The following is a 23,111-nucleotide window of genomic DNA, read 5'->3' as shown; positions in this document are numbered from 1 at the left end:
GTCACAGGTTTATCTTGTTTTAGTATAACAGGGAACTATGCGGATTTCAATACTACCGCTCATTTCCCTCGCTTTTTTCCTTCTCAAGCGCTTTTGATATATTCATGAATTGAGCCATCAGGTCATCACTCAGTCCGTATTTTTTCATTTCATCCACATAGACTGCATCCAAATCATCTAGCTCCTTGAAACCATTTGTATCTCCTTCATCATTGGTATTCAGCTTTGTACGCAATGCCATGATCTTCACCTCACTCAGAACTGTGGTTATAGTTTACACCTTTCCGTCACATTTGAAAAGAGGAGATGCTATATTTTTCTGCTGTTTTTCATTTTATACATCTGCACATCCGCCTCATGGAATACATCCTGCAGCGATGCACACTGTACAGGATCATACAGCGCATACCCAACCGATAGGGAAATCGGTATGTCACAGTCCTTAGGCACGGTTTCCTCATAGGTCAGAATACGTTCACACAAAGACTTCATCTTCTTATCATCCGCATCGGGTACCAAAACAACAAACTCATCGCCGCCGAAGCGATATACCGGACAGGTACTGGCACATTTTCCAATCACCGTTGCCGCCTTCCTTATATATTCATCCCCGATCTGATGCCCCTGTTCATCATTGATTTTCTTTAATCCGTTCAAATCCGCAATCAGTATCCCCAGCACCTCATCCTGTTTGTTCTGGATATCGAGTTCAAATGCATTTCGATTTTTCAGACCTGTCAAAAAATCTGTATTCGCCATATCCTTATACATGGGATTGCTGATACGCTTAAACAAACGAACAGCGATGAATACGGCGAGCAGACAGGCAATTGCCGCAATGATCGGTGTACCGATGCGAATTATCTGAAAAGCACGGTACTGATGGGTGGCATCAAATTCAATTCCTAGCACACCCACGACCTCATTACCCTTATGAATCGGGAAATAAGAGATAAAGATAGGACCCCATTCCGTATTTTTTATCTGATTCGGCAAAATAATTTTATCATGTAAAGCAGCCGTTAGCTCCGGTATGATTTCCTCTTCGATTTTATCTCCGGGATTACGAAAATCAGAGCTGTCATACGGCAGACCATCCACCAGATATACATACTCCCCCTGTATATTTTTTTCTGCAGTATATAGATAACGTACATTCGTGCTGGCTTTTACTTCTTCCAGTTTCTCCTTCATACGTATATAGGCAGGATTATCTCTCGTCAATGCCTCTGTATTTTGAAATGTGGTCTTATCCACATAATCATCCACATACTGATAGATGCTGTGAGAGCGCTCCTTGAGACTGTTGATCATATCCTCATGTGTGATAAAGTAGTTAAAAAAATACACACAGATCAAAGCTGTTGTCACAAGAACAGCTGTCACAATGGATACCTGTACATCTACTCTGCTGATTCGCCGTTTTCTATCCATAGTTCTCTCCCCAAATTTGTTATATCAATTATAGCATGCACATGGAAAGGAAAACAACGAGGAAACAGAAAACATTACAATTATTCTGCCGATATCAGTAGCTTCCATCTCAGAGGCGATATTTGTAATTGTTTCCGTCATTCTTTCACGCCATATCCGGAAGTGCGTTCAGCTTTAACTTCCTTCGCATGAATGCATAAAAAAGACCACCGTAGTGATCTTTTGTTTATACTTTTCGTCTGGGAATTAAGCTAATTCAGAGAAGAATTTGATTGTTCTGACCATCTGGCTAGTGTAAGAGTTTTCGTTGTCATACCAAGATACAACCTGTACCTGAGTATTTCCGTCTTCCATTTCCATAGCCATTGTCTGAGTTGCATCAAACAGTGATCCGTAACGCATACCGATAACATCGCTTGAAACGATTTCGTCAGTAGTGTATCCGAAAGATTCATTTGAAGCAGCCTTCATAGCAGCGTTGATTTCGTCAACAGTTACTTTCCCCTTAACAACAGCAACTAAGATTGTAGTTGATCCTGTAGGAGTAGGTACACGCTGAGCGGAACCGATCAGTTTACCTTTCAGTTCAGGGATAACCAGACCGATAGCCTTAGCAGCACCAGTAGAGTTAGGAACGATGTTTACTGCAGCAGCACGGGAACGACGCAGGTCACCTTTTCTCTGAGGTCCGTCCAGTGTCATCTGATCACCTGTGTAAGCGTGGATTGTTGACATGATACCGCTCTGGATAGGAGCTAAGTCATTCAGTGCTTTCGCCATAGGAGCTAAGCAGTTTGTAGTACAAGAAGCAGCAGAGATTACTGTGTCTTCCGGTTTCAATACATCGTGGTTTGTGTTGAATACAACGGTAGGCAGATCGTTTCCTGCAGGTGCAGAGATAACAACCTTACGAGCACCAGCTTCGATGTGTGCAGAAGCTTTGTCTTTTGAAGTGTAGAATCCTGTACATTCCAGAACAACGTCTACACCTAATTTTCCCCAAGGCAGGTTTTTAGCATCAGCCTCAGCATAAATTGTGATTTCCTTTCCATCAACTGTGATAGAGTTTTCACCAGCAACTACTGTATCAGCTTTAGCGTATGTACCCTGTGTAGAGTCGTATTTTAATAAGTGAGCCAGCATTTTTGGAGAAGTCAGGTCGTTGATTGCAACTACTTCGTAACCTTCAGCCCCAAACATCTGTCTGAATGCAAGACGCCCAATACGTCCAAATCCATTAATAGCAACTTTTACTGTCATCTTCAAAGTCCTCCTTTTAACACTCTTATTATACGTATTTCATAGGTAAATGTCAATTGAGAATCTTTTCACTTGCAGTTTTTTTCAGCCTTCCTTCCGTTTTGGACGGCATCCGGCGAAAATTGCGATTTTCTCCCTTAAAAAGGGCTTTTTTCAGTATAACAAAGCGTCATATTTTGTAAACGATTACATCAATTCACTGCTGACATACGGTATTAAAACGCCTCTTTCGAGCATACTGTGTATAGAGACGGGAGTGATAGTATGGTCTTTGTACCGACAATTATAGAAAGAAACGCAAGCAGTGAACGGGTGTATGATCTGTACTCCTGCCTGCTGAAGGAAAGAATCATCATACTAACGGGAGAGATTGACGATGCCATGTCCAGCTCCATTTGCGCACAGCTGCTGTATCTGTCCAGCATCAGCAGCGAGCCGATTCAAATGTATATCAATTCTCCCGGCGGCAGTGTCAGTGCGGGACTGGCTATTTATGATATAATGAAATATATCCGCTGTGATGTCAGTACGATCTGTATGGGAATTTGCGCAAGTATGGCTGCTGTGCTGCTGAGTGCGGGAACACAAGGAAAGCGAAGCGCATTATCAAACAGTGAAATCATGATTCATCAGCCTATGGGCGGTATGCAGGGACAGGCCAAGGATATGGAGATCGCTGCACTGCATATTCAGAAGCTGAAGGAGCGTCTGTACAGCATTCTCAGTGAGAATACCCGGCAAAGCAATGAAACACTACGCCGGGATTGTGATAGAGATTACTATATGGATGCGAAGGAAGCACTCTCCTATGGCTTGATTGATGCCATCATCTAATGCAGAAAATTCTGCCCTTTCCTTATATGTTATGGTAAAATAATCGTATAAAGGAAGTGATACTATGGAACGTAAAGCAAAGAAGGTATGTGAATCTGAAGCAGAGCAGGTTCAGCTTGTCATGGCCAACCATCTGAATGGCAGCGGTCGTCTGTTTGGCGGACAGCTTGCCGAATGGATTGATGTTCTTGCGGGTGTGGTTGCCAGAAGGCACTGCAACAGCAATATTACAACCGCATCCATTGACAGCCTGAATTTCAAGGAAGCAGTACATCTGAATGAGCTGATGGTGCTTCATGGAAAGGTGACCTATGTGGGAAATACCTCAATGGAAATCCGCGTGGACAGCTATGTGGAAAACAGGGACGGTGTCCGCCGACTTGTCAATACAGCATATCTGACAGAGGTCGCTTTGGATGATGAAGACCGCCCGACTACTGTACCGGGGCTGATTTGTGATAGCGAAGAGGAAAAACAGGAGTATCAGGCAGGCATTCGCCGAAGAGAAATCCGCCTGCAGCTGCAAAATATTGCAAAGGGCAAGGATTAGTATCATAAAAATACTGCACTTACAGACCCTTCACATCATGATAGGGAAAGTATAAGACTTATCCAAGCATGTATACCAGCATGCAGGAGATAAGTCTTTTTATTGCCTCATATAAATTCACAGCTGTATTGTCCTTCAAACATATAGAAAACACTGAGTCTTATAACGCCGACTCAGTGTTTTTTTCACACATAGGATTTTCGCGCAAAACCAACTGCTTTCTTTTGGTAGCTAACACGTAGCTATCATCATTTCAGGGTAGATATGGCCCGCCGCAGCTGTGCAACATCCTTATGCGTATAGATTTTTTCTGTCGTGGTATAGGAGCTGTGCCCGATCAGCTTTTTGATGCAGGTACTGTTTGCGCCGTAATTACTCAATCTGGTCGCAAACGTATGACGGCAGTCATGTGGCAGATGCTCCATTTCCAGCATATCCATTATTTTATCAAAATACTGATTGCGGTACATATGATAATTAAATTTTTTACGTGTATCCGCATCACTGATCAAATATTCATGACCCTGCAGATAGTAATCCATCACGTATTTTTGAATTTTTTCATGCACCGGAACGAGTCTGTTTTTACCAGCTTCTGTTTTACTTCCCCCGCGTATGGTCATATTCTGCACATCTACATCTTCTCTGCGAATGTTAAAAAGCTCTCCTACGCGAAAGCCGGTGTAGATCATAATAAGAATCGTATCTACAAACGGAATATTTTCATGATCAAACAGCTTTTCAATTTCCCATTCAGTAAATGGCTTGTGAATTTCGGGGTGATCCTCTTTCCTATTGATAATCACGTATTTTGCGTAGTTTTTCTGAATAATATCGTTTTGCACAGCATATTCACATACCAGCATCATCAAAGAGCGCAGCTTGAGATCACTGGACAGCGACAATGTACTTTCATCCATGATTCGCTGGAAATGCATTGCCCTGAGATCACTCATGCGGACATTCCATATACTGGAACAGCGTGCATAGGCTGCCTTATAACCATTTATCGCCGTTTGTGATATATTCCGATATTTGGTGGATGACCATTCCATATAAACATTTTCAAACGTTATCGTACCCAGCTTTTCAATTTCCGCATACAAAGCAGGATTTTTATTATAATTCCATAACGAAAACTCCGCCATTTCCTCTGTCTCATAATATCCGATGATTTTACGCTTCTGATGCCGCATGCCATCCTTTCGTTTATAGGATACGGTCACACATGCAACCCATGGCTTTCTTCTATTTCCCTGCAGCTTGTATACACTGCCCATCCCGTTTGCCTTTTTTATACCTACTGATTTCCCTTTCATCCTTACACCTTCCAACTGCCTGTCCTCATATAAACCATACAATGTCAAGGATGGAATTGCAATCATGAAATGATTGGTTGCGAACACGTAGCTAACATACGGTATTCTGCTATTTATCGCATACCACCTTTTTATATAGCGCTTATTCTTACCAATATGCCGTATTCCGTGAATTATTCAAATAACAATTTGCTTACAATTATCTTTAATAATCTGAAAGGAGAAACAACATGGATGTAAATATTATTCAGGCTTTACTGGTATTCGTTGTTGCCTTCATTATGGGTATTGACCAGTTTAGTTTCTTGGAATCATTGTATCAGCCAATCGTATTGTGTCCGATTATCGGCGCAATTCTTGGAAACTTCCAGCTTGGTGTCGTAGTTGGTGGTGCTTATCAGCTGATTCAGATTGGTAGTATGCCAATCGGTGGAGCGCAGCCGCCTAACGCAATTCTGGGTGGTATCATGGCGACTGTATTCGCAGTTTCTATGAACATGGAGGCAACTGCAGAAGGTGTCGGAGCTGCTATGGGTCTTGCAATTCCATTCGCAGTATTCGGACAGTACGCAGTTACATTAACATTCACTATTATGTCCGGTATGATGGCGAAAGCTGATGCTTGTGCTGAAAACGCTGATGTAAAGGGAATCCGTAACATCAACTTCATCGAAATGGGTATCTTGGGCTGCCTGTTCGGTGCACTGGCTGTAGCCGGTTTATACGGTGGTTCTAAATTAGGTATCACATTAAAGGATCTGTCCTTCCAGTTCTCTTGGGTAATGGCTGGATTAGACGCTGCTGGTGGTGCTATGAAATTTGTCGGATTCGCTATCCTGATGAAGGTTATGATGTCCGGCGAAATGTGGGGATTCCTGCTTGCAGGCTTCGCTATGTCTGTTATCTGCAGCAATATTTCCGCAATCTCCGGAGCAACTCTGCTTCTGTGTGCTTTCGTTGGTATCGCAATCGCACTGTACGATTACCAGGTTAACATGAAAATCAAAAATAATGCAGGTTCAAATGTAGGAGGTGTTTCTGATGGCATATAATATTCCTGAAAGATATAGTGACTTAACTCCGGCACCTCAGCTGGATAAAAAGACATTAAACAAAATGGTATGGATGTCATGCTTCCTGCAGGCTTCTTTCAACTATGAAAGAATGCAGGCCTGTGGATGGCTGTGGGGTATTCTCCCGGGTCTTCAGAAAATTCATACAAACAAGGATGACCTGAAGGCTTCCATGGCTCACAACCTGGACTTCCTGAATACGCACCCGTTCCTGGTAACCTTTGTTATGGGTATCGTATTATCTCTGGAACAGAACAAAACGGAAACACAGACCATTCGTTCTGTACGTATTTCCGCTGCCGGCCCTCTGGGTGGTATCGGTGATGCGCTGTTCTGGTTAACATTAGTTCCAATCACTGCAGGTCTGACTGCAAATATCGCAATGGAAGGTAATATTCTGGGGGCTGTATTGTTCCTGATTATCTTCAATGCTGTACAGTTTGTCGTTCGTTGGTGGCTGATGCACTGGTCCTACAACCTTGGTACAAAGGCTGTAACTATGCTTACAAGCAATGCTAAGGAATTCACCCGTGCCGCTTCTATTCTTGGTATCTTCGTTGTTGGTGGTCTGATTGCTAACTACGGTGCTACTTCTCTGCGTATTACTGTTGGTTCTCCTACAATCAACATTCAGAGTCTGATCGATGGCATTCTGCCAAAGCTGATTCCATTACTGATTACACTTGGTATCTATACGCTGATTAAAAAAGGCTGGACACCTGTTAAATGTATCCTTCTGATCCTGGTTACAGGTATCGTTGGATGTGCATTTGGTATCTGGGCTGGTGATTCCAAAGCTATGGATAACGATGGAAACACAATCGCAGGTGGATACAACCCGCTGGTTGAATGGTACACTTACGATGGCGGTGAAAAAGAACCTTCTGCTAAAGAGCAGAAACACGCAACTCAGGAAATCATTAAGCAGCTGCAGGATCTGGGTATCAAGATTGATGCTACTGCAGACGCTATTGGTGACTTAGGCTACGGCGGTTCTGGTTACGAACAGAAATAATAGCAGTATTGCTGTTATAGATAAATAGTAAAAAGCTCTCTCTACTTTAACGTACAGTTCATACGTGGAAAAGGTTTCTTCGGAAACCTTTTTTCTGAATATTGCACGCTTACTTACAGCATCTGTAGCGCATTACAAGTATGATATATATGCTTGTACCGTTTTCAATGAAGGAATGAGGTATTTTATGAACCCTATTTTATTAGTCATTATTATTATCGGTGGTATACTTATCCTGGCCTACCAGATTACGAAAAACAGACTGCTGAACAGCTTGAACAGGGCTTTGGCAGCGAACGATAAGGAGGCAATCCGCAAACTTACCGATAAGTCCTTGAACCAGCGAATCCTATCCCCTTATGTATGTGATTTATATATGCTGCGCGTTCTCTTCAAGACAGGGCAGATAGAGGAATTAAAGGAATATTTAGACCTCGTACTGGATAAGCCTTATACGCTGGAGAAAAGAAAGGATATTCTGGATATTTACTATTATCAGTTCTTATTTAAAGAGGATGCAGACTATGCTGAAAAGCTGCTCGATCGAATTAAAGAGACCAATGATGCTGCCTATATTGAATACAATACAAATGCCTATAAGGTAATGATTCTAAAGCATACAGACCTACTGGAGGACATGATTCAGGGCATCGATGATAAAAAATATCATGGACTTGCCTTAGGTATTACTTTATATCTGGCAGCATTGCAATACTATTATTTAGAAGATATAAAAAATGCACGTATTTTCTTTTACAATAGTCTAAGCTGTTTTCACGCAAAATCAATTTATGCTGCACATGCACAGGCCTGGGTGGATAAACTGACAGAGGATATGGATGAAGTGGATTTAGATTATTGAAATATACAATGATTTGTTAATCACTATAGTAAAGAAAAAGAGGAAATCTGAGGTGAAAAAGCATGATAAAGCTTTACAGATTTCTTCTTTTAATTTATAAAGCGTACTTCCTTTTTCTATTCTGAGGTTTCTGCTACAGATTATGCAGCAGGATCCATGAAAAAACCAATTTTTGACGCTGCTGGAAGTAAAAGTATCAATAATCTAAATCATCAGCACCAAGTTCTTTCGTCAACTGGTCCACATATGCCTTTGCTTTTGCATAGTAAAAGGATTTTTTGTTAAAGCAGCTCAAACTGTTATAGAAATATGTTCTTGCATTATCCTTATCCTGAAGAAGCTGGTACTGCATTCCTACCATGAAGACAGCAATTCCCAGTCCTAAACCTGAATACTTCTTATTTTCTATTCCTTCTATCATGGAATCCAGCAGATCCGTAGAATGCTCTATCATAACAGAATATGCTTCTTCATTATATTTTATATACTGTGTATCATTTGTTTCCCTGATTTTCTCCAATAGCTTGAACGCCCATTCCTTATCTTCTTGGAATAAAAAATGATAATAATAAATATCCAATACTTCCTTACGCTTTTCCAGAGTATACGGCTTCTCCAGTGTTTCCAAAAGATATTTTTTAAAACCGGTATCATCTCCTTTATTTAGTAGTGCACGCAAAATATAAAGATCACAGATAAAGCTTCCCATAAAGCGTTTATAGAATGACTTTTCTGAAAGTTGCAGGACCAGATCATAATTCTGATTTTGCATTGCCTTACTGACTTTGGATAATACATGATTTTTTATCATTTGATATGCCAGAAAGCATACGATAAAACCTACTGCTATAACAATTGCCATACCGTCCATTAAATCACCTCGTTTATTTGATTTAGAAAAAGACCATAGACCGAAGTGCTATGATCTTTTTCTTTCGATACACATTCATGTATCTTAAGTAGGATGAGAGAGTTTTAGATAATCGTAAACCTTATTCAGGCATTGTTACGCTGACACCAGCTTTATTCAACTGATCAACAACGCCCTGAATTGCATCATATGCCTGCTGCCCTGTTTTCTCTGCAGCTGCAGGTTCAGGATAGTCATACCAGGAAACAAGTGGATTATATCCACCATTAATAGAAGCACCGTTTTCATCAATTGCCTTAGAGTCACCGGCAAAGATTCCAAATGCGCATCCCACAATACCAGCCACCAGAATCAGAAGGATACATTTGATCGGTGTCCAACCCTTTTTGATTAAGAAGAACAGACCGATTGTGATAACCAGCGGTAACAGCTTCGGCAGGATACCGTTCAACAGATTCTGAACATTGATAGCAGGATCTGCAATAGCGATACGAAGTGAAGTTGAACCATAGTTGGCAATCAATGCACCTACTGTAAAGATACCAAGAATACTAGCAGCACGAGTGAATTCCTTAGCGTTGCTTGTAAGCATAGTTACAGCCTTTGTACCAAGGTTGTAGGACCAGTGCATCAGGAAATAACGTACTGCAAACTGTACTGCGTTGAAAATCACCAGGAACAGAATCGCACCGATGATGCTCTTATCATTCAACGCCATGTTAGCTGTGATACCAGCTGTAATCGGAACCAATGTTAACCAGAACAGCGCATCACCGATACCACCCAGAGGACCGGCAGCGGAAATACGTACGGAACGAATTGTAGCTGTTTCAGCCTTGTTCTGTTCCAGAGATAATACGATACCCATAACAAAGGTTACCAGGAACGGGTGCGTATTCAGGAAGTCCAGGTTGTGAGCCATGGAAGCCTTTAAATCCTCTTTGTTTGTATGAATCTTTTTTAGACCTGGGAGAATTCCCCACAGCCATCCGCAGGCCTGCATTCTTTCATAGTTGAAAGAAGCCTGCAGGAAGCATGACATCCATACCATTTTATTCAGTGTTTTCTTATCCAGCTTAGCTGCCGGAGTTAAATCGCTATATCTTTCAGGAATATTATATGCCATCAGAAACACCTCCTACATTTGAACCTGCACTGTTTTTGATTTTTGTGTTGATCTGGTAGTCATATAATGCAATAGCCAGACCTACGAATGCACACAGCAACAGTGTTGCGCTGCTAACAGATTCGATACCCATACAGATGTTAGCCATAACGAAACCTGCGAACAGGAATCCCCACATTTCGCCGGACATCATAACCTTCATCAGGATAGCGAATCCGACAAACTTCATAGCTCCACCGGCAGCGTCTAATCCAGCCATTACCCAAGAGAACTGGAAGGACAGGTCTTTCAGTGTTACACCAAGTTTTGATCCACCATAAACACCAGCTACAGCCAGGATACCAAACAGGATACCCAGGATAGCCATTTCTGTAAAGTTAATCATGGCGATTGCTTTTCCGTCTGCCTCTTCAGCAGCTTTATCAGCTTTTGCCATTAAACCTGACATAATAGTAAATGTTAATGTTACTGCATACTGCCCGAATACTGCGAATGGAATAGCCAGACCTACAGCCAGACCTACACCTTCTGCAGTCGGTTCAAGATTCATGGAAACTGCGAACACAGCTGTCATGATGGTACCCATAATTGCGTTAGGCGGCTGTGCTCCACCGATTGGCATACTACCAATCTGTACTAGCTGATAAGCACCACCGACAACGATACCTAATTCAAAGTTACCTAAGATAGCACCAATAATTGGTCCCAGTACAATAGGCTGATACAGGGATTCTAAGAAACTGAACTGGTCAATACCCATAATGAACGCCACTATGAATACCAGTAAAGCTTGAATGATATTTACATCCATGTTGTTTCTCCTTTCAAATCAATGATTTAAGATAAGATTTTTTTAATTTTTCGATAAATTATTATTTGAATAATTTATCAAGATTTTCTACAGGTGTATCTGGAACACGTTTAATTTCCAGCTCTACGCCCAAGTCCTGTAGTTTCTTGAAAGTTGCAACATCGTCATCATCTACAGCAACGCTGGTGGCAACCTGACGCTTGCCGTCTGCCATATGCATGTTTCCGATATTGACTTTCTTAATCGGTACTCCACCTTCTACTAATCTTAGTACATCCTGTGGAGTTTCACAGATAATTGCAATGTGCTGTGCTGGACTTGCTTTTCCGATAATGTCAATTGTCTTCTGAATTGAGAAGAAACGTGTCTGCGCATAAGCCGGTGCAGCCATGTTCATCAATCCCTGACGGAATTCATCTGTAGACACTGCATCATTGGCTACTAACAGAAGGTTAGCTCCTACAACTCCACACCACTGTGTTGCAACCTGTCCGTGAATCAAACGGTTATCAATTCTTGTTAATACGATATCTGGCATTTTGCTCTCTCCCTTCTACCATTAGACATGAACTAATTTACCGAACCTTGATGAGGTGGATTCGATAAGTAAACCCTTTCAGTTCACTTAGATTCTATGTCAAAAAACAGCATAATTCTTTACACTTTTTATCAGCGATTTTGCACTTTTTAGTAATTTTCCGGAGATTTTGCAGGTAAATAATGCAAACTATCAGAAATATACATACCAGCATCAAAATTTTACATATTCCCATGATTTTTGTTAATTGTGTGATAAATAAATTAAATTTGTCTTTTTTTATTACCATTTCCATTTTATGAAAACACTTACATAAAAATATAGAGTTTTCAGTGATTTCATTGCTGCTTGATTTTCTTCCTTTTTCCTTTTATATCAAATCTGAATTTGATATACTAATAGTAATGAGAGGGTGATTGCTTTGTTTAATAAAACAACAAGTTTTATTTTCAATAAATACGGTGAAATCGTCAATGAACTCACAAAGCACCAGACACCGAAGCTCAGTCGCACAATTGTAAAGCTGAAGGACAAGAGCTTTGATAATTTCATGTTCTATACCAGTGACATCTATGTTCGCGTACAGAGCGGAATCGTTATGCTGGTCGTCACAAAGGATGATACTGCCAGAAGCTATGAGCGTTTTGTAGTACATCGTCATATCAAAATACGAAAGGGCGTTAAATTTAATTTTCTATGCATATCCTCCAGTGCTAAGCTGGAAGTGGAGATGGATTTCAAGGCAAAGAAGAGACAGATGTCTACCTATGACCATAATCCAATCGTCTATGAGCCAATCGTACCAACCTTTGAGATAAAAGAAATTCTAGCCTATTATTATCAGGTCCGCAATGCCAGCTATACCTTTCCAGGTGAGAAGCACAATTACTGGGAGCTGACCTTCATCGACAATGGCGAGCTGGAAACGACTGTGGATGGAGAAACGTATCAGCTGGATGAATTGGATCTTATTTTATATGCTCCCGGGCAGTACCATACTCAGAAAACCGGTCACGCAAAATCATGTTCCTATCTCACCATCATGTTTGATATGGAAATACCCGATTCCTATCTTGTCACGAATCGTGTCTACAATGCCCACCGTGATATCCACAACGCTTTAAACAATTTTATTAAGGTCTCCGGCAATGATATGCTTTATGACAGTGAATTGATGCTGTGTTACATGAAGGAGCTGCTTATCAAAATTCTGCAATATGATTTCCTTACCAGTTCCCCTGTCGCATCAACACCGATGCAGCAGCGGTTTGAAAATGAGCTGTTAAATGAAATCGTAATTTTTATCAATGACAGCATCTATGAACAGATCACCATCGAGGAAATCTGTCTGAAATTCTCAATATCACGCTCCAGCCTGCAGACGCTCTTTAAAAATAACCTTGGGGTTGCGCCGAAGCAGTATATCAGTGACCTGAAGCTTAACAAAAGCAAGCTGCTCATTAAAGAGAGTGTCTACACAATCAGCGAAATCGCCAGTATGATGGGATTTACCTCCATTCACTATTTTTCAAGGAAATTCAAGCAGCAGTTTGGTATCACTCCGACAGACTATGCAAAGACGATTTACAATTAGCAGCATCTGTAAAGCGTATGGTTATCACAACACACAGATATGTTCACAGATTCCTATTTGAAATATGGAATGAGTTAGTTTATGAAGGAAGAATCAACTCATATTCAAACAATGATTCATAAAAGGTAGCTGAAAACCAGACGATTTCTTGTATTGTCTGGTTTTTATGTCCTCATGTATATGAATTTGGATGAAAAAGCGAATTATTCTTCTGAGAGAACAGGAAAATGTATTTTATATGCGGAAAGTTTATGCCAGCGGTAGCAGAAGAATAGAAGCAATCATGTGATTCTGCAACAGCTCTGTGGTAATCACAAAGGGATATTCTTTCACATAGGAAAGACTTCTGAAACTTTAGTGTCGAATTCATAGAAAAAGCACACAATTCCAGCGTGGTTTTGTGTGCTTTTCATTATTTTGTTTTCGAAGAGTTTTTTTTCTCCAGCACCTGGTTGACCGCAAGTCTGGAAATTGTAATTTCAATTCCTTTTGCCACTTCAACATCGAGGTACTCTTCCTTTGCACGGATAATCTTTCCCCTGATACCGCCTGCGAACAGGATATCCTTCCCCGGCTTCATACGATTGAGCTGATCCTTCAGTTCTTCTCTTTTCTTTTTCATCATACGTGCGCTCACGATATAATAGATGAGCAGAAAGCAGATGAGCAGAAAACCAAGGGTGATGCAGCACCAGAGTATGGTATGCCAATCAATCATGCATCAGCTTCCTCTTAGATTCCGTCTGTTGGCTCTTCCTGCTGAACAGGCTTAAATTCATAACGAACAACCTGATCTTTTCCAGTGTTCATTGCCATTTCAGTTAGCATACCCAGTTCTTCTACAAACTGGCGTCCCATATTGACTTCAATCAGCATCGGCAGGTTTGTACCGGCAACAACTTCAACATTGCCTCTCGGGTATCCTACCATAACTGCAGTTTTGAATGGAGACCCTCCACCAAGGTCAGACAGAACCAGAACGCCTTCGCAGTCCTTCAGCTCGTCCAGTGCTTTTGTTAATTCGCGTTCCAGGTCATCTACAGAATAGCTTTCCAGGAAGTCTACTGCTACATAATTCTTTGGTTCTCCGGCAATCAGCTTCAATGAGCTGGTCAATCCGGATGCAAAATTACCGTGTCCGGTTACGATTAGTCCGATCATCTTTATATCCTCCGTTCCTATCTCTTTGTGTAAGGGTGCAGAATTACGCCCTTTACAACACGGTTAACCTCTCCTGTAGGACATGGGTTATCCGGAGTTATATCATATGATAAAGATTTGAATAATGCAAGTACCTGTGCAGCAACGATGTAATCAAATCCAAGGAATGCGTTTTCATGCTCATTGTCCAGATCGAATGAGAATGCATAGTCAACCAGACCTGCAACCTCTTCATCTCTCTTATTCATGATTGCCATCAGCTTGTTTCCTTTACGCTGTGGGCTCATTTCCTTAATCAGATCCACTTCATACTGACGGGTATATGAATCGTCACTCAGATAAACGATGGTCAGGGTGTCATCATTGATGATGGATTTCGGTCCATGACGGAATCCCATTGGAGAATCATACATTGTCGCAACGCGTCCGGCAGTCAGCTCCAGAATCTTCAGCTGAGATTCCTGTGCGATTCCCTTCAGGCAGTTTGCGCCAAGATAAACGATACGGTTGAAGTCATATGCGCCTACAGCATCCTTGAAGAATTCCCAGTTGTTGGCAAGCATTCTTTCTGCAGCCTTTATAACGTCCTCCAGCTCTGCTTTCACTTCATCCAGATTATCCAGACTGAAGCACAGCAGGGTAGCCAGCATCATATTAGAGAAGCTGGAAGTCATAGCGAAGCTTTGATCGTGTGTTTCAGGAGTCAGATTGATTGCATATGCATTCTCTCTTTTTTCCGCTGCCTTTGAAAGAGCACCCTCATGATTGCAGGTAATAAACAGATGATACAGATTCTTACCGCATACTTCATCCGCTACATCTACTGCACCTACAGATTCCGGTGAGTTTCCGCTGCGTCCGTAAGAAATCAGCAGGGTTGGTTTTGTCTGTGACAGATAGTTTTCCGGAGCTGCCACGATATCTGTAGTGGCATATGATTTTGTTTTATAGTTTGTTCTCTTGCTCACATATGTGAAGATGGCGTTTCCAACGAATTCACTGGTACCTGCGCCTGTCAGAATGATATCATAGTCATCGTGTTTCGTTACGTTTTCGATAAATGCCTTGATTTCTTCCTTGTGTTCCTCTACCTGCTTGATTGTTTTTTTCCAGGTGTTCGGCTGCTGGTTAATTTCTGTTGCCGTGTAAATTCCTTTTAAACTTTCCCATTCTTTTGTGTCTTTTCCAAAGATCATGTTCCTTCACTCCTTTTCCGGATTTGAAATCCTTTTCATTACGAATTCATTATAGCTCAGCGTTTATAAAAAAACAACGAGGTGCGCAAAATGTTGTTAATTTGTACAAAATTATTGCTAATTTATATTCTTGTTTTGCTAGACGAAAAAAGCGTTTCCATATATAATGTAAACTAGAGGTGATAACATGGCTAATAAAGCTGTAAATAAGAATAAAAAAGGCATGAACGGTGAAGAGCTTGCCGGCATGCATATCTATAAGGATGATCACAACCGCTATGTGTATTATAATGTTTTCGATCATGTTGGTTACATTCTGAACGATATTCCAAAATACAAAACCTACAGCTCCCGTTTCATTGTAGGTCTGATTGGCGGTATTCTGGCATACTCCTTTGATTTGGGTGCTCTGCTTTCCATTATCATCGGTGTTGTCGCCTATGCACTGATGGAGGTAAAATTTCGTTTGTTTCTGAAAAAGCAGACGCAGATACCGAATTTCAAGCCGAAGGAGCGCCCGCCAAGACTGTTGACTGCCGCAAGTGAAGAAACAAAGAAAATTTATATGAAAATAGCCGCTTATCTGCTGTTTGGCATTCTGATCATTCTGCTTCCGTTCTCGGAGGGTGGCTATGATGATCTGATGAAAGCCATGTGTATTGCATTGGGCATTCTTGCAATCGGTGTTTCACTGTTTCAGGTTCGCGCTCTGTTTTATAAAAAAGCCAATCCTTCTTTGACAGATAAGAAATAAGTAATGAACGGATATCCGCTATATGGATATCTTTTTTTATCCCTTTCTGTCTTCCTTTATCAAAGGATGTATGGATTTTCATATGAGCCAGCCAGCACTTCCTCCTATGAGTGCCTGTGTCTGTTTTCAGAATGCACCTTAGGATTTCCATTACCTTCGCAGATGATCTCCAACCGGATGACTATGCTTCCCTTTGCTGGAAAGGCCTGTGTTTCAGGTAAACAAAAAAAGATATGCCGGATGCATATCCTTAATAATATTCATGAATCCAGAGCGGCCGCAGTGCAGAAGCAAAGGCCTCGGCAGCGGATTTCACCTCCAGATTGTAAAGCTTGTTGAAAAGCTCCGGATTATTGATTCTGGCCATGATGAATGGCTGTTTTTTTGGAATCAGCAGCGGAAATATTTTTTCCAGCTTCTCACTCTGGGATACCTCTACAAGTATCTCCTGTTCCCTGCCGATTGCCGCCTTCAACAGACGCATCAATACGACAGATTCAAGATAGATTGCTTCTTCCACATGAATCTCCTGCTTTTTCTTATGGAAAATCAGATAGCCGCAAACCTCCCCCTGCCGGTTCCGATATACCACCATCTGCTTCTGTGTAACCACAATTTCGTTTTGCAGAAGTACATAATATTCCTGATCACGCACATAGCAGCCGTCAAAGTGCTTTGTAAAATTCTGATAGGCCTGTAACAGCTCCTGCGGCTCAGCCGCATAGGATATGTTTGTCAGCGAAACCTTGTGCAGACATTCTCTGGGAACCGTATACAGCTTTCTCTCATACACGGTCTCAAATCCGAACTGCTCATACAGCTTTGGATAAAAGCCGCGAATCAGTGTTACCAGATGATTGTGTCCCGCCTCATCAAGCGCCGATTCCATCAGTCTGCGCATATGTCCTCTTCTGCGATAATCAGGCAGCGTGGACACACCGAGTATGTAGCTGATTTTCAGCTGCTTGTCGCGTAAACGAAGGATATGCTCATTGAGCTGCAGACTGGAAATAATGCGCTGATCCTGTTCCAGAGCAATACAGCGTCCCTTGTCGAATATATTTTTAAAATAAAAATTCAGATAATTTCGGTTTTGATTTGGATACGACTGCTTCCATAATTCATATATTTCTGCCTTGTCCTGCTTCCCTGCATCTCTCAGCATACGTTACTCATCATCCCGTTCTGTGAATTCCACATCAATGACATCATCGGAATCCAGATTGGAATTGTTGCCGGTTGTATACTCTTCCTGCTGCTGGTTCCATTCATTTTCATATTCCTCCATATGCCTGCGTACCTTTCGCTTGGCATACCAGATAAGTATGGAAAATGCAATCACAATAATTGCTACGATCGGCAATATCACCGGCAGCAGTGTTATCACAATATAAATGACCAGGCAGATAAAGAGTAGATAAATGATAACATCCATGTACGATTTCCTCGCTTTCTTCTCTCATTATAATATAAAACCGCACATCTGTGAATGTAAAAGCGTAAAAACTTAACCTGCCTCGGCATCTGTCTGTTCTTTTTCCACAGTCCGCTGCTTCTTTTTGCGTCTGTGCAGCATATACAGCAGCATGAGCAGCCAGAGCAGTAAAGCAGCACCGAAATACAGCGGGCCGACAAGTGCAGGACGGCTTTTGGTTTTCACTTCGGCAGGCTTAGCCATCGTCTGTGTGGCATCATAGGCACTTTCCAGACGTTTTTCATACGTATATTCCGGATTGCGGATCATCGGATAGGCGTGCCCCTGCTTCATCAGCTCCTCCTGTACCAGCTTATCATCAGCGAACAGATACACGGGAACCGGCTCTTCGATCTTGCTGGAAGGATCAATTTCAAAACGGATGGATGTTGCATCCTCCAGCAGCTCACAGGTCTTTTGCCAGCCCTCCTCCTTTGTTATTTTCGTATTGAACAGCGAAACTCTGAATTCACTGTCCTGACTTTTCAAAACAATCTGATCCTTGCTGCAGCTGACCAGCTTTGCAGAATAGCTTGTCGCATGCAGGAAAGGAAAAAGTGCAAACATAATAAACAGTCTTAATTTCATAAGATCACCCTTTATAGTCTGCACTTTCTATTCGATTTTATTCCTTGCGATACTGATCTGCCAGTTCCCGCAGCTTTGCAAGGCGATGCTTCATACCGGATTTGGATATCGTTTCATTGAATTCCTCTGCACAGTATTCACACAGCTCGTTCAGGCTGGCTTCCGGCAGCTGTTTTCTGGCATATGCGACATGCTGAAGCTTTTCCGGAAGGCTGTCCAGGGTGCGATAGGTCTCAATCCACTGAATATCCTCCAGCTGTTTTTTGCCGGCGGTTATGCTTTTCATTTCATTTGCCAGCTCACAGTTGTCCAACCGTGTTAAGGAATTCATGAAATCCCGCTGAATGCGGCTGTCCTCAAAGGTGAATACCGCATCGCTTGCTCCCACACAGCGCAGAAAGTCACTGATTTTATCACTGGCCTTCAGGTAGACAACCTCCTGATTCCGACGCCGGATCTGCTTGGCAGGAAGATCAAAGCGCTGCATCAGCTTCCATATGAATTTGGCCAAATCCACATTCTGGGTACTGATTTCCAGATGGTAGTTGGATTTGCTTGGAGAATTCACAGACCCTCCGGCCAGAAACGCACCCGCCAGATATGCTCTGGCACAGCATTCCTTGCGTACCATCTTGCTGGAGGGATGGTTCTGCAGTCCGCGCTCTGTCATAATTTCCAGATCACGAAGTATTTCCATCGCCTTGTTTTTCACGCGGATTACATAGATGTTGTTTTTCTTCAGCTTCATCTTCTTTATGACAGACAGCTGTGTATCCACCTGATACAGCTCTTTTAAAAAGCGAAACACGCGCTTGGCGGTATTGGCATTTTCCGTCTTTACCGTCAGATGCATACCCTCCGATGTAAAATTCATCGTAGAGCACATCTGCAAGACAGCAGTCAGCTCCGCCTTCATGCAGCAGGGATGCAGCTCATTTGCCGCAATCTGCGATTTTACTTCCGTTGTAAACGACATTTCTATTCATCCTTACTGTTTATAATCTCTCCGAGAACATCCCGGATTTTATTTGAATCATGGCGGATCAGATCATCATCGAAATTCAATACATCCCGATATAGAATTTGATAGGAATGCTCCTCCTGTGCAACCCGTACAGGTTCACTTCCCATATCCTTGTATTTTTCAAGAATATGACGCTGGGCACGGTTGTTGTGTGTGATTACGATATCCACCGCCTCCGAAAAGGAGTGCTTCTGTATGGCCGCAACATGGTCCTCCAGCGTGAAATCATCCGTTTCCCCCGGCTGGGTCATGGCATTGCAGAAGTAAATCTTTTTTACCGGATTGCTGCGCAGCTGCTCCACAACACCGTCAACAATCAGATTCGGCATAATACTGGTATACAGACTTCCGATACCGTATACGATGACATCCGCTTCATGAATTGCCTGCAGGGCTTCTCTGGTCGGTTCCACGCGCTGCTGATAAAACACCTTTTCTATCCGGTTGTTGAAGTTTGGAATATTGCTTTCCCCACGTACAATCGTTCCATCCTCCATTACGGCATACAGGGTGATGACCTGCAGCGAGCTTGGGATGATTTGACCCTTCACGTTGAGAAACTTTGAGAATGTACGGATAGCTTCCATAAAGCTTCCGGTTGTTTTTGTCATGGCGGTCAGGATCAGGTTTCCCAGGTTGTGTCCGCCGACATCATCACATTCCCCGTCAAATCGATAGTTCATAAGAGACGTAAAGATACTCTCCTCCTCCGCCATGGCGCACATGACATTGCGTACATCTCCCATGGCAGGGATATGAAACTGACGTCGGATCCGCCCGGTGCTTCCCCCGTCATCCGCTACGGTGACAATGGCTGTCAGATTGATATTCTCAATCTGCTTCATACCACGCAGCATAACAGATAAACCAGTCCCTCCGCCGATTACGACTACATTTTTCATTCGGTCAGCCTACTTTCTTATCTCTGTGTGATTTATAGCAATGATACTGGTCCTTATAATGGGAATACAGCCAGTTGGTGACAGACACGCTTCGGTGGTGCCCTCCGGTACAGCCGATTCCCACGGTTAAATGATTTTTCTTTTCATTTTTATACTGGATAAACACATAGTCCAGAAAGCTTTTCAGATGACGGATAAATTCCTTCGTCTGATCAAAGCTCATGACATAATCATAGACCGGAGCATCATCGCCAGTCTGTTCACGCAGCTCCTCTATATAATATGGATTTGGAAGAAATCTGACATCAAAAACAAGGTCTACATCCATCGGTACGCCATGCTTAAAGCCGAAGGATACGAAGGAAATCGAGAAGACCGGCTTGCTGTTGAGTGAGAGCTTCTCCATCAGCACACTTTTCAAGCCGTGCTGATCCATCATGGTCGTGTCGATGTGAAGGATCGCACGTTCATTCAGCGCGTTGAACATATCACGTTCCACCTCGATAGCCTCCTCCAGCGTATTCGCCTTGGAAAACATCATCATCGGGTGATGGCGTCTTGTGAATTTATAGCGCAGCAGCAGCTTTTCATTGGATGCGTCCAGAAAAACCACGCGTACATTTACATCTATATTCTCAAAATACTGCAGGAACTTCGGATAATCGATCGCAGTCGTTGCCAGAGCGATATTGCTGTAGCGCGGATCCGGCTTGGCGTTGATGATTTTTCCCAGAGATTCCAGCAGCTGCACGGGGAAATTATCAATGCAGTGATATCCCATATCCTCCAGAATACCCATGGCCGTCGTTTTACCGGCTCCGGACATTCCTGTTATCAATACTACGTTCTGTTCGTTCATTGCTACCACCTCATATCATAAGTTTACCACAGCATACAGGTGTGCGCCAGTTTTTAAGCAAAAATATAAGAATGTGAACCTTCCTGTCTGCACTTATGAGAAAAGCAGATACGTAAATGTATCGGCTTTGTTCACATGGTGCTTTGTCTGTCTGCCCGCCTGTTTTCTGTCATGGATAGACCGTTTGTTCAATTGGCTGTGAACTACCGCCAGCTATAGAGCAAGCGGCTTTTAATGAATGCCTGCACATTCATCAAAACGTTTTGTTCGTGTTCAGATACACGTAACTGGTACAAGGCGTTTTCTTTTTATGCGAATAGGAGCGTTATGGCATAGCCTGCCTGCATGTGCATTTCTACCATATCTCAGAAAGCGTTTACCGCAGTTTTCGATGTAAGCGTTTTAACATTACCGTATCAATATGGTAAAACGTTTTATCAAAACTGTTGACACCGCTTTCACTCCGTGATATTATATCCCCGTAAACGTGATAAAACGTTTTATCAAGGAGATGAAAGACATGAGGTTCCTTTGTAAGGATAATGCGCTTACCGCATCCATCTACATTGATTTGCGTAGAAAAGTGAATTTCAAAGAATACAGAAAAGAGGATGTGGAAACGGCGATTGCCAATTCCCTGTACTCCGTTGTGGTATTTGATGATAAGCGTCCCATCGGCATTGCCCGTATTGTCGGAGACGGCCGTATCGCCTTCTTTATCAAGGATGTGGTGGTGGATCCTGCTTATCAGAAGAACCGGATCGGAAATCTTCTGATGCAGAAGCTGCAGGAATATCTTGCAGGCGCTGCCTGTGAGGGTGCCTATATTGGTCTCATGTCCACACCGAACTGTGTTCCCTTCTATAAAAAGCATGGCTTTCTGGAGCGTCCATGTGACGGAATGGGACCGGGTATGGTGAAATTTTATGATCCCTGTGAGGTGAGAAAATGAAAAAAGTGATTGTATTAGGTAGTTTAAACATGGATCTGACCATACAGTGTGTCGATCTTCCAAAGAACGGGGAGACCATCAACGGATCTGATTTCTTTGTCAATCCGGGTGGTAAGGGTGGCAACCAGGCGGTAGCTGCAGCCAAGCTGGGTGCCGAAACGCATATGATTGCCAATATCGGCAATGATGTGTTCGGAGAACAGCTGCTGGAGGCACTACAGAGCTATGGTGTTCATACCGAAGGCGTTTTCCGTGATGCGCATGAAACCAGCGGAGTTGCAATGATTATTCGAAGTCATGGAGATAACCGTATCATTCTGGGGAATGGAGCAAACCATACACTGCCGGAAGCGGCCTTCGTGGAAATGCTGCAGAAGCTGGCACGAAAGGATGATATCTTCCTGACACAGCTGGAAAATGATTATGCACTGGTAAGAAACGCATTGCGTCATGCAAAGCAGGCGGGCATGTACACGATGTTAAATCCCGCACCTGCCCGTGTTCTGGACAGTGATGTGTATGAGCATCTGGATCTGATTGTTGTGAATCAGAGTGAATGTGAGCTGTTGACTGGGATTTATCCAAGTGATGAGGAGACCTGTATGGAAGCCATGCACAGCTTTGAAGCCAGAGGTGTGGATGCGCTTATCACGCTTGGAACACACGGCAGTATGTGCAATGCCTTTGGCAGGTATCTGTTTGTACCTGCACAAAAGGTGGAAACCGTTGACACTACAGGAGCCGGAGATTCCTTTATCGGAGCTCTCTGCAGCTGCCTGTCAAGGGATGTGGATATGAAGGAAGCCATGGAATTTGCGACCAGAGTTGCGGCACTCACCGTAACACGCAGAGGCGCACAGGCATCCATCCCGTATAAAAAGGAAGTAGAGCACTACTTCAAGGAGGAAAACTGA

The 23,111-nt window shown here is 42.6% G+C and carries 26 protein-coding genes and 1 other annotated feature (1 of these 27 running past the window's edge); of the genes, 9 read left to right on the top strand and 17 right to left on the bottom strand.

The genetic code is table 11. The annotated features are described in order from the left end of the window. Nucleotides 1-14 (bottom strand) — a binding site (T-box leader); it reaches 191 nt to the left of the window's first position. Nucleotides 15-52: 38 nt separating this feature from the next. The 3 genes from ACESPQ_RS01850 to gap all read right to left on the bottom strand — a co-directional run bounded on the left by ACESPQ_RS01850 (nt 53) and on the right by gap (nt 2,694). Continuing rightward, nucleotides 53-241 carry a hypothetical protein gene (locus tag ACESPQ_RS01850; RefSeq protein ID WP_257334471.1) on the bottom strand — a complete coding sequence of 63 codons (189 nt, stop codon included), beginning with the start codon at nt 239-241 and terminating at the stop codon, nt 53-55. Between the two features lie 68 nt (nt 242-309). Further along, nucleotides 310-1,434, bottom strand: a complete 1,125-nt coding sequence (locus ACESPQ_RS01845; protein ID WP_002605983.1) for a GGDEF domain-containing protein — start codon at nt 1,432-1,434, stop codon at nt 310-312. Nucleotides 1,435-1,680: 246 nt separating this feature from the next. Next, nucleotides 1,681-2,694 carry a type I glyceraldehyde-3-phosphate dehydrogenase gene (gene gap, locus ACESPQ_RS01840; protein ID WP_008816593.1) on the bottom strand — a complete coding sequence of 338 codons (1,014 nt, stop codon included), beginning with the start codon at nt 2,692-2,694 and terminating at the stop codon, nt 1,681-1,683. A gap of 264 nt (nt 2,695-2,958) precedes the next feature. Between gap and ACESPQ_RS01835 the strand changes: the two genes are divergently transcribed. Continuing rightward, on the top strand, nt 2,959-3,528 hold the full coding sequence (locus tag ACESPQ_RS01835) for an ATP-dependent Clp protease proteolytic subunit (protein WP_002605985.1): 570 nt from the start codon (nt 2,959-2,961) through the stop codon (nt 3,526-3,528). A gap of 64 nt (nt 3,529-3,592) precedes the next feature. Next, nucleotides 3,593-4,078: an acyl-CoA thioesterase gene (locus ACESPQ_RS01830; RefSeq protein WP_002605986.1), complete on the top strand. Its 486-nt coding sequence runs from the start codon at nt 3,593-3,595 to the stop codon at nt 4,076-4,078. Between the two features lie 248 nt (nt 4,079-4,326). On the opposite strand, the gene ACESPQ_RS01825 is transcribed toward ACESPQ_RS01830, so the two are convergent. Beyond that, on the bottom strand, nt 4,327-5,397 hold the full coding sequence (locus ACESPQ_RS01825) for a tyrosine-type recombinase/integrase (RefSeq protein WP_002605987.1): 1,071 nt from the start codon (nt 5,395-5,397) through the stop codon (nt 4,327-4,329). Between the two features lie 230 nt (nt 5,398-5,627). Between ACESPQ_RS01825 and ACESPQ_RS01820 the strand changes: the two genes are divergently transcribed. The 3 genes from ACESPQ_RS01820 (at nt 5,628) to ACESPQ_RS01810 (ending at nt 8,347) form a co-directional block, all read left to right on the top strand. Continuing rightward, complete coding sequence (locus ACESPQ_RS01820) at nt 5,628-6,449, top strand: PTS mannose/fructose/sorbose/N-acetylgalactosamine transporter subunit IIC (protein WP_002605993.1); 822 nt, start codon at nt 5,628-5,630, stop codon at nt 6,447-6,449. Then, nucleotides 6,439-7,485: a PTS system mannose/fructose/sorbose family transporter subunit IID gene (locus ACESPQ_RS01815; protein WP_002605992.1), complete on the top strand. Its 1,047-nt coding sequence runs from the start codon at nt 6,439-6,441 to the stop codon at nt 7,483-7,485. Before ACESPQ_RS01820 ends, ACESPQ_RS01815 begins: the two co-directional genes overlap by 11 nt. Before the next feature lie 187 nt (nt 7,486-7,672). Next, nucleotides 7,673-8,347 carry a hypothetical protein gene (locus tag ACESPQ_RS01810; RefSeq protein ID WP_109769807.1) on the top strand — a complete coding sequence of 225 codons (675 nt, stop codon included), beginning with the start codon at nt 7,673-7,675 and terminating at the stop codon, nt 8,345-8,347. A gap of 196 nt (nt 8,348-8,543) precedes the next feature. Here ACESPQ_RS01810 and ACESPQ_RS01805 read toward each other — a convergent pair whose 3' ends face one another. The 4 genes from ACESPQ_RS01805 to agaV all read right to left on the bottom strand — a co-directional run bounded on the left by ACESPQ_RS01805 (nt 8,544) and on the right by agaV (nt 11,693). Continuing rightward, a complete protein-coding gene (locus ACESPQ_RS01805; protein WP_109769808.1) occupies nt 8,544-9,218 on the bottom strand; it encodes a hypothetical protein in 675 nt (224 codons plus the stop codon). A gap of 121 nt (nt 9,219-9,339) precedes the next feature. Further along, entirely contained in the window at nt 9,340-10,344 is a 1,005-nt protein-coding gene (locus ACESPQ_RS01800; protein WP_002605989.1) for a PTS system mannose/fructose/sorbose family transporter subunit IID, read from the bottom strand. Next, the gene (locus ACESPQ_RS01795) at nt 10,334-11,155 is read right to left on the bottom strand and encodes a PTS mannose/fructose/sorbose/N-acetylgalactosamine transporter subunit IIC (RefSeq protein ID WP_002605988.1); all 822 of its coding nucleotides are present in this window, start codon (nt 11,153-11,155) and stop codon (nt 10,334-10,336) included. Before ACESPQ_RS01795 ends, ACESPQ_RS01800 begins: the two co-directional genes overlap by 11 nt. A gap of 61 nt (nt 11,156-11,216) precedes the next feature. After that, entirely contained in the window at nt 11,217-11,693 is a 477-nt protein-coding gene (gene agaV, locus ACESPQ_RS01790) for a PTS N-acetylgalactosamine transporter subunit IIB (protein ID WP_002605994.1), read from the bottom strand. Nucleotides 11,694-12,114: 421 nt separating this feature from the next. Here agaV and ACESPQ_RS01785 point away from each other — a divergent pair, with 421 nt between their 5' ends. After that, complete coding sequence (locus tag ACESPQ_RS01785) at nt 12,115-13,287, top strand: helix-turn-helix domain-containing protein (protein WP_002605995.1); 1,173 nt, start codon at nt 12,115-12,117, stop codon at nt 13,285-13,287. A 412-nt stretch (nt 13,288-13,699) separates the two neighbouring features. Here ACESPQ_RS01785 and yajC read toward each other — a convergent pair whose 3' ends face one another. The 3 genes from yajC to ACESPQ_RS01770 are packed head-to-tail and all read right to left on the bottom strand — an operon-like array spanning nt 13,700 to nt 15,644. After that, entirely contained in the window at nt 13,700-14,005 is a 306-nt protein-coding gene (gene yajC / locus ACESPQ_RS01780) for a preprotein translocase subunit YajC (protein ID WP_002605997.1), read from the bottom strand. A gap of 14 nt (nt 14,006-14,019) precedes the next feature. After that, nucleotides 14,020-14,448: a PTS galactosamine/N-acetylgalactosamine transporter subunit IIA gene (gene agaF / locus ACESPQ_RS01775; protein ID WP_002605998.1), complete on the bottom strand. Its 429-nt coding sequence runs from the start codon at nt 14,446-14,448 to the stop codon at nt 14,020-14,022. Between the two features lie 17 nt (nt 14,449-14,465). Then, complete coding sequence (locus tag ACESPQ_RS01770; RefSeq protein ID WP_257270711.1) at nt 14,466-15,644, bottom strand: SIS domain-containing protein; 1,179 nt, start codon at nt 15,642-15,644, stop codon at nt 14,466-14,468. 187 nt (nt 15,645-15,831) lie between these two features. Between ACESPQ_RS01770 and ACESPQ_RS01765 the strand changes: the two genes are divergently transcribed. Further along, nucleotides 15,832-16,398, top strand: a complete 567-nt coding sequence (locus ACESPQ_RS01765) for a hypothetical protein (protein WP_373143814.1) — start codon at nt 15,832-15,834, stop codon at nt 16,396-16,398. A 250-nt stretch (nt 16,399-16,648) separates the two neighbouring features. Here ACESPQ_RS01765 and ACESPQ_RS01760 read toward each other — a convergent pair whose 3' ends face one another. The 6 genes from ACESPQ_RS01760 to rapZ all read right to left on the bottom strand — a co-directional run bounded on the left by ACESPQ_RS01760 (nt 16,649) and on the right by rapZ (nt 21,245). Next, on the bottom strand, nt 16,649-17,563 hold the full coding sequence (locus ACESPQ_RS01760) for a GNAT family N-acetyltransferase (RefSeq protein ID WP_002606001.1): 915 nt from the start codon (nt 17,561-17,563) through the stop codon (nt 16,649-16,651). Nucleotides 17,564-17,566: 3 nt separating this feature from the next. Continuing rightward, a complete protein-coding gene (locus ACESPQ_RS01755) occupies nt 17,567-17,833 on the bottom strand; it encodes a hypothetical protein (RefSeq protein WP_002606002.1) in 267 nt (88 codons plus the stop codon). 72 nt (nt 17,834-17,905) lie between these two features. Further along, nucleotides 17,906-18,460, bottom strand: coding sequence for a hypothetical protein (locus tag ACESPQ_RS01750; RefSeq protein WP_002606003.1), 555 nt, complete (start codon nt 18,458-18,460; stop codon nt 17,906-17,908). Nucleotides 18,461-18,497: 37 nt separating this feature from the next. Further along, nucleotides 18,498-19,436, bottom strand: a complete 939-nt coding sequence (whiA, locus tag ACESPQ_RS01745) for a DNA-binding protein WhiA (protein WP_002606004.1) — start codon at nt 19,434-19,436, stop codon at nt 18,498-18,500. A 2-nt stretch (nt 19,437-19,438) separates the two neighbouring features. Continuing rightward, nucleotides 19,439-20,386 (bottom strand): gluconeogenesis factor YvcK family protein, encoded by a 948-nt coding sequence (yvcK, locus tag ACESPQ_RS01740; RefSeq protein ID WP_009588773.1) that lies wholly within the window; start codon nt 20,384-20,386, stop codon nt 19,439-19,441. A 4-nt stretch (nt 20,387-20,390) separates the two neighbouring features. After that, nucleotides 20,391-21,245: an RNase adapter RapZ gene (gene rapZ, locus ACESPQ_RS01735; protein WP_257334259.1), complete on the bottom strand. Its 855-nt coding sequence runs from the start codon at nt 21,243-21,245 to the stop codon at nt 20,391-20,393. 520 nt (nt 21,246-21,765) lie between these two features. Here rapZ and ACESPQ_RS01730 point away from each other — a divergent pair. Beyond that, a complete protein-coding gene (locus ACESPQ_RS01730) occupies nt 21,766-22,197 on the top strand; it encodes a GNAT family N-acetyltransferase (protein ID WP_002606007.1) in 432 nt (143 codons plus the stop codon). After that, the gene (gene rbsK, locus ACESPQ_RS01725) at nt 22,194-23,111 is read left to right on the top strand and encodes a ribokinase (protein ID WP_373143813.1); all 918 of its coding nucleotides are present in this window, start codon (nt 22,194-22,196) and stop codon (nt 23,109-23,111) included. The genes ACESPQ_RS01730 and rbsK overlap by 4 nt, the downstream gene beginning before the upstream one ends.

This window comes from Clostridium sp. HGF2 (assembly GCF_964240115.1).
GTDB lineage: Bacteria > Bacillota_I > Bacilli_A > Erysipelotrichales > Erysipelotrichaceae > Clostridium_AQ > Clostridium_AQ innocuum.
This window is presented reverse-complemented; position numbering and strand designations above follow the sequence as displayed.

Bases quoted from the DNA above. Each gene is read 5' to 3' on its own strand.
- whiA (WP_002606004.1), bottom strand. From the start codon at position 19,436: ATGTCGTTTACAACGGAAGTAAAATCGCAGATTGCGGCAAATGAGCTG.
- ACESPQ_RS01850 (WP_257334471.1), bottom strand. From the start codon at position 241: ATGGCATTGCGTACAAAGCTGAATACCAATGATGAAGGAGATACAAAT.
- ACESPQ_RS01755 (WP_002606002.1), bottom strand. From the start codon at position 17,833: ATGGATGTTATCATTTATCTACTCTTTATCTGCCTGGTCATTTATATT.
- ACESPQ_RS01820 (WP_002605993.1), top strand. From the start codon at position 5,628: ATGGATGTAAATATTATTCAGGCTTTACTGGTATTCGTTGTTGCCTTC.
- rbsK (WP_373143813.1), top strand. From the start codon at position 22,194: ATGAAAAAAGTGATTGTATTAGGTAGTTTAAACATGGATCTGACCATA.
- ACESPQ_RS01765 (WP_373143814.1), top strand. From the start codon at position 15,832: ATGGCTAATAAAGCTGTAAATAAGAATAAAAAAGGCATGAACGGTGAA.
- yvcK (WP_009588773.1), bottom strand. From the start codon at position 20,386: ATGAAAAATGTAGTCGTAATCGGCGGAGGGACTGGTTTATCTGTTATG.
- ACESPQ_RS01730 (WP_002606007.1), top strand. From the start codon at position 21,766: ATGAGGTTCCTTTGTAAGGATAATGCGCTTACCGCATCCATCTACATT.
- ACESPQ_RS01760 (WP_002606001.1), bottom strand. From the start codon at position 17,563: ATGCTGAGAGATGCAGGGAAGCAGGACAAGGCAGAAATATATGAATTA.
- ACESPQ_RS01810 (WP_109769807.1), top strand. From the start codon at position 7,673: ATGAACCCTATTTTATTAGTCATTATTATTATCGGTGGTATACTTATC.
- ACESPQ_RS01805 (WP_109769808.1), bottom strand. From the start codon at position 9,218: ATGGACGGTATGGCAATTGTTATAGCAGTAGGTTTTATCGTATGCTTT.
- ACESPQ_RS01750 (WP_002606003.1), bottom strand. From the start codon at position 18,460: ATGAAATTAAGACTGTTTATTATGTTTGCACTTTTTCCTTTCCTGCAT.
- ACESPQ_RS01830 (WP_002605986.1), top strand. From the start codon at position 3,593: ATGGAACGTAAAGCAAAGAAGGTATGTGAATCTGAAGCAGAGCAGGTT.
- ACESPQ_RS01835 (WP_002605985.1), top strand. From the start codon at position 2,959: ATGGTCTTTGTACCGACAATTATAGAAAGAAACGCAAGCAGTGAACGG.
- rapZ (WP_257334259.1), bottom strand. From the start codon at position 21,245: ATGAACGAACAGAACGTAGTATTGATAACAGGAATGTCCGGAGCCGGT.
- ACESPQ_RS01800 (WP_002605989.1), bottom strand. From the start codon at position 10,344: ATGGCATATAATATTCCTGAAAGATATAGCGATTTAACTCCGGCAGCT.
- agaF (WP_002605998.1), bottom strand. From the start codon at position 14,448: ATGATCGGACTAATCGTAACCGGACACGGTAATTTTGCATCCGGATTG.
- gap (WP_008816593.1), bottom strand. From the start codon at position 2,694: ATGACAGTAAAAGTTGCTATTAATGGATTTGGACGTATTGGGCGTCTT.
- ACESPQ_RS01770 (WP_257270711.1), bottom strand. From the start codon at position 15,644: ATGATCTTTGGAAAAGACACAAAAGAATGGGAAAGTTTAAAAGGAATT.
- ACESPQ_RS01815 (WP_002605992.1), top strand. From the start codon at position 6,439: ATGGCATATAATATTCCTGAAAGATATAGTGACTTAACTCCGGCACCT.
- yajC (WP_002605997.1), bottom strand. From the start codon at position 14,005: ATGATTGATTGGCATACCATACTCTGGTGCTGCATCACCCTTGGTTTT.
- ACESPQ_RS01845 (WP_002605983.1), bottom strand. From the start codon at position 1,434: ATGGATAGAAAACGGCGAATCAGCAGAGTAGATGTACAGGTATCCATT.
- ACESPQ_RS01795 (WP_002605988.1), bottom strand. From the start codon at position 11,155: ATGGATGTAAATATCATTCAAGCTTTACTGGTATTCATAGTGGCGTTC.
- ACESPQ_RS01825 (WP_002605987.1), bottom strand. From the start codon at position 5,397: ATGAAAGGGAAATCAGTAGGTATAAAAAAGGCAAACGGGATGGGCAGT.
- agaV (WP_002605994.1), bottom strand. From the start codon at position 11,693: ATGCCAGATATCGTATTAACAAGAATTGATAACCGTTTGATTCACGGA.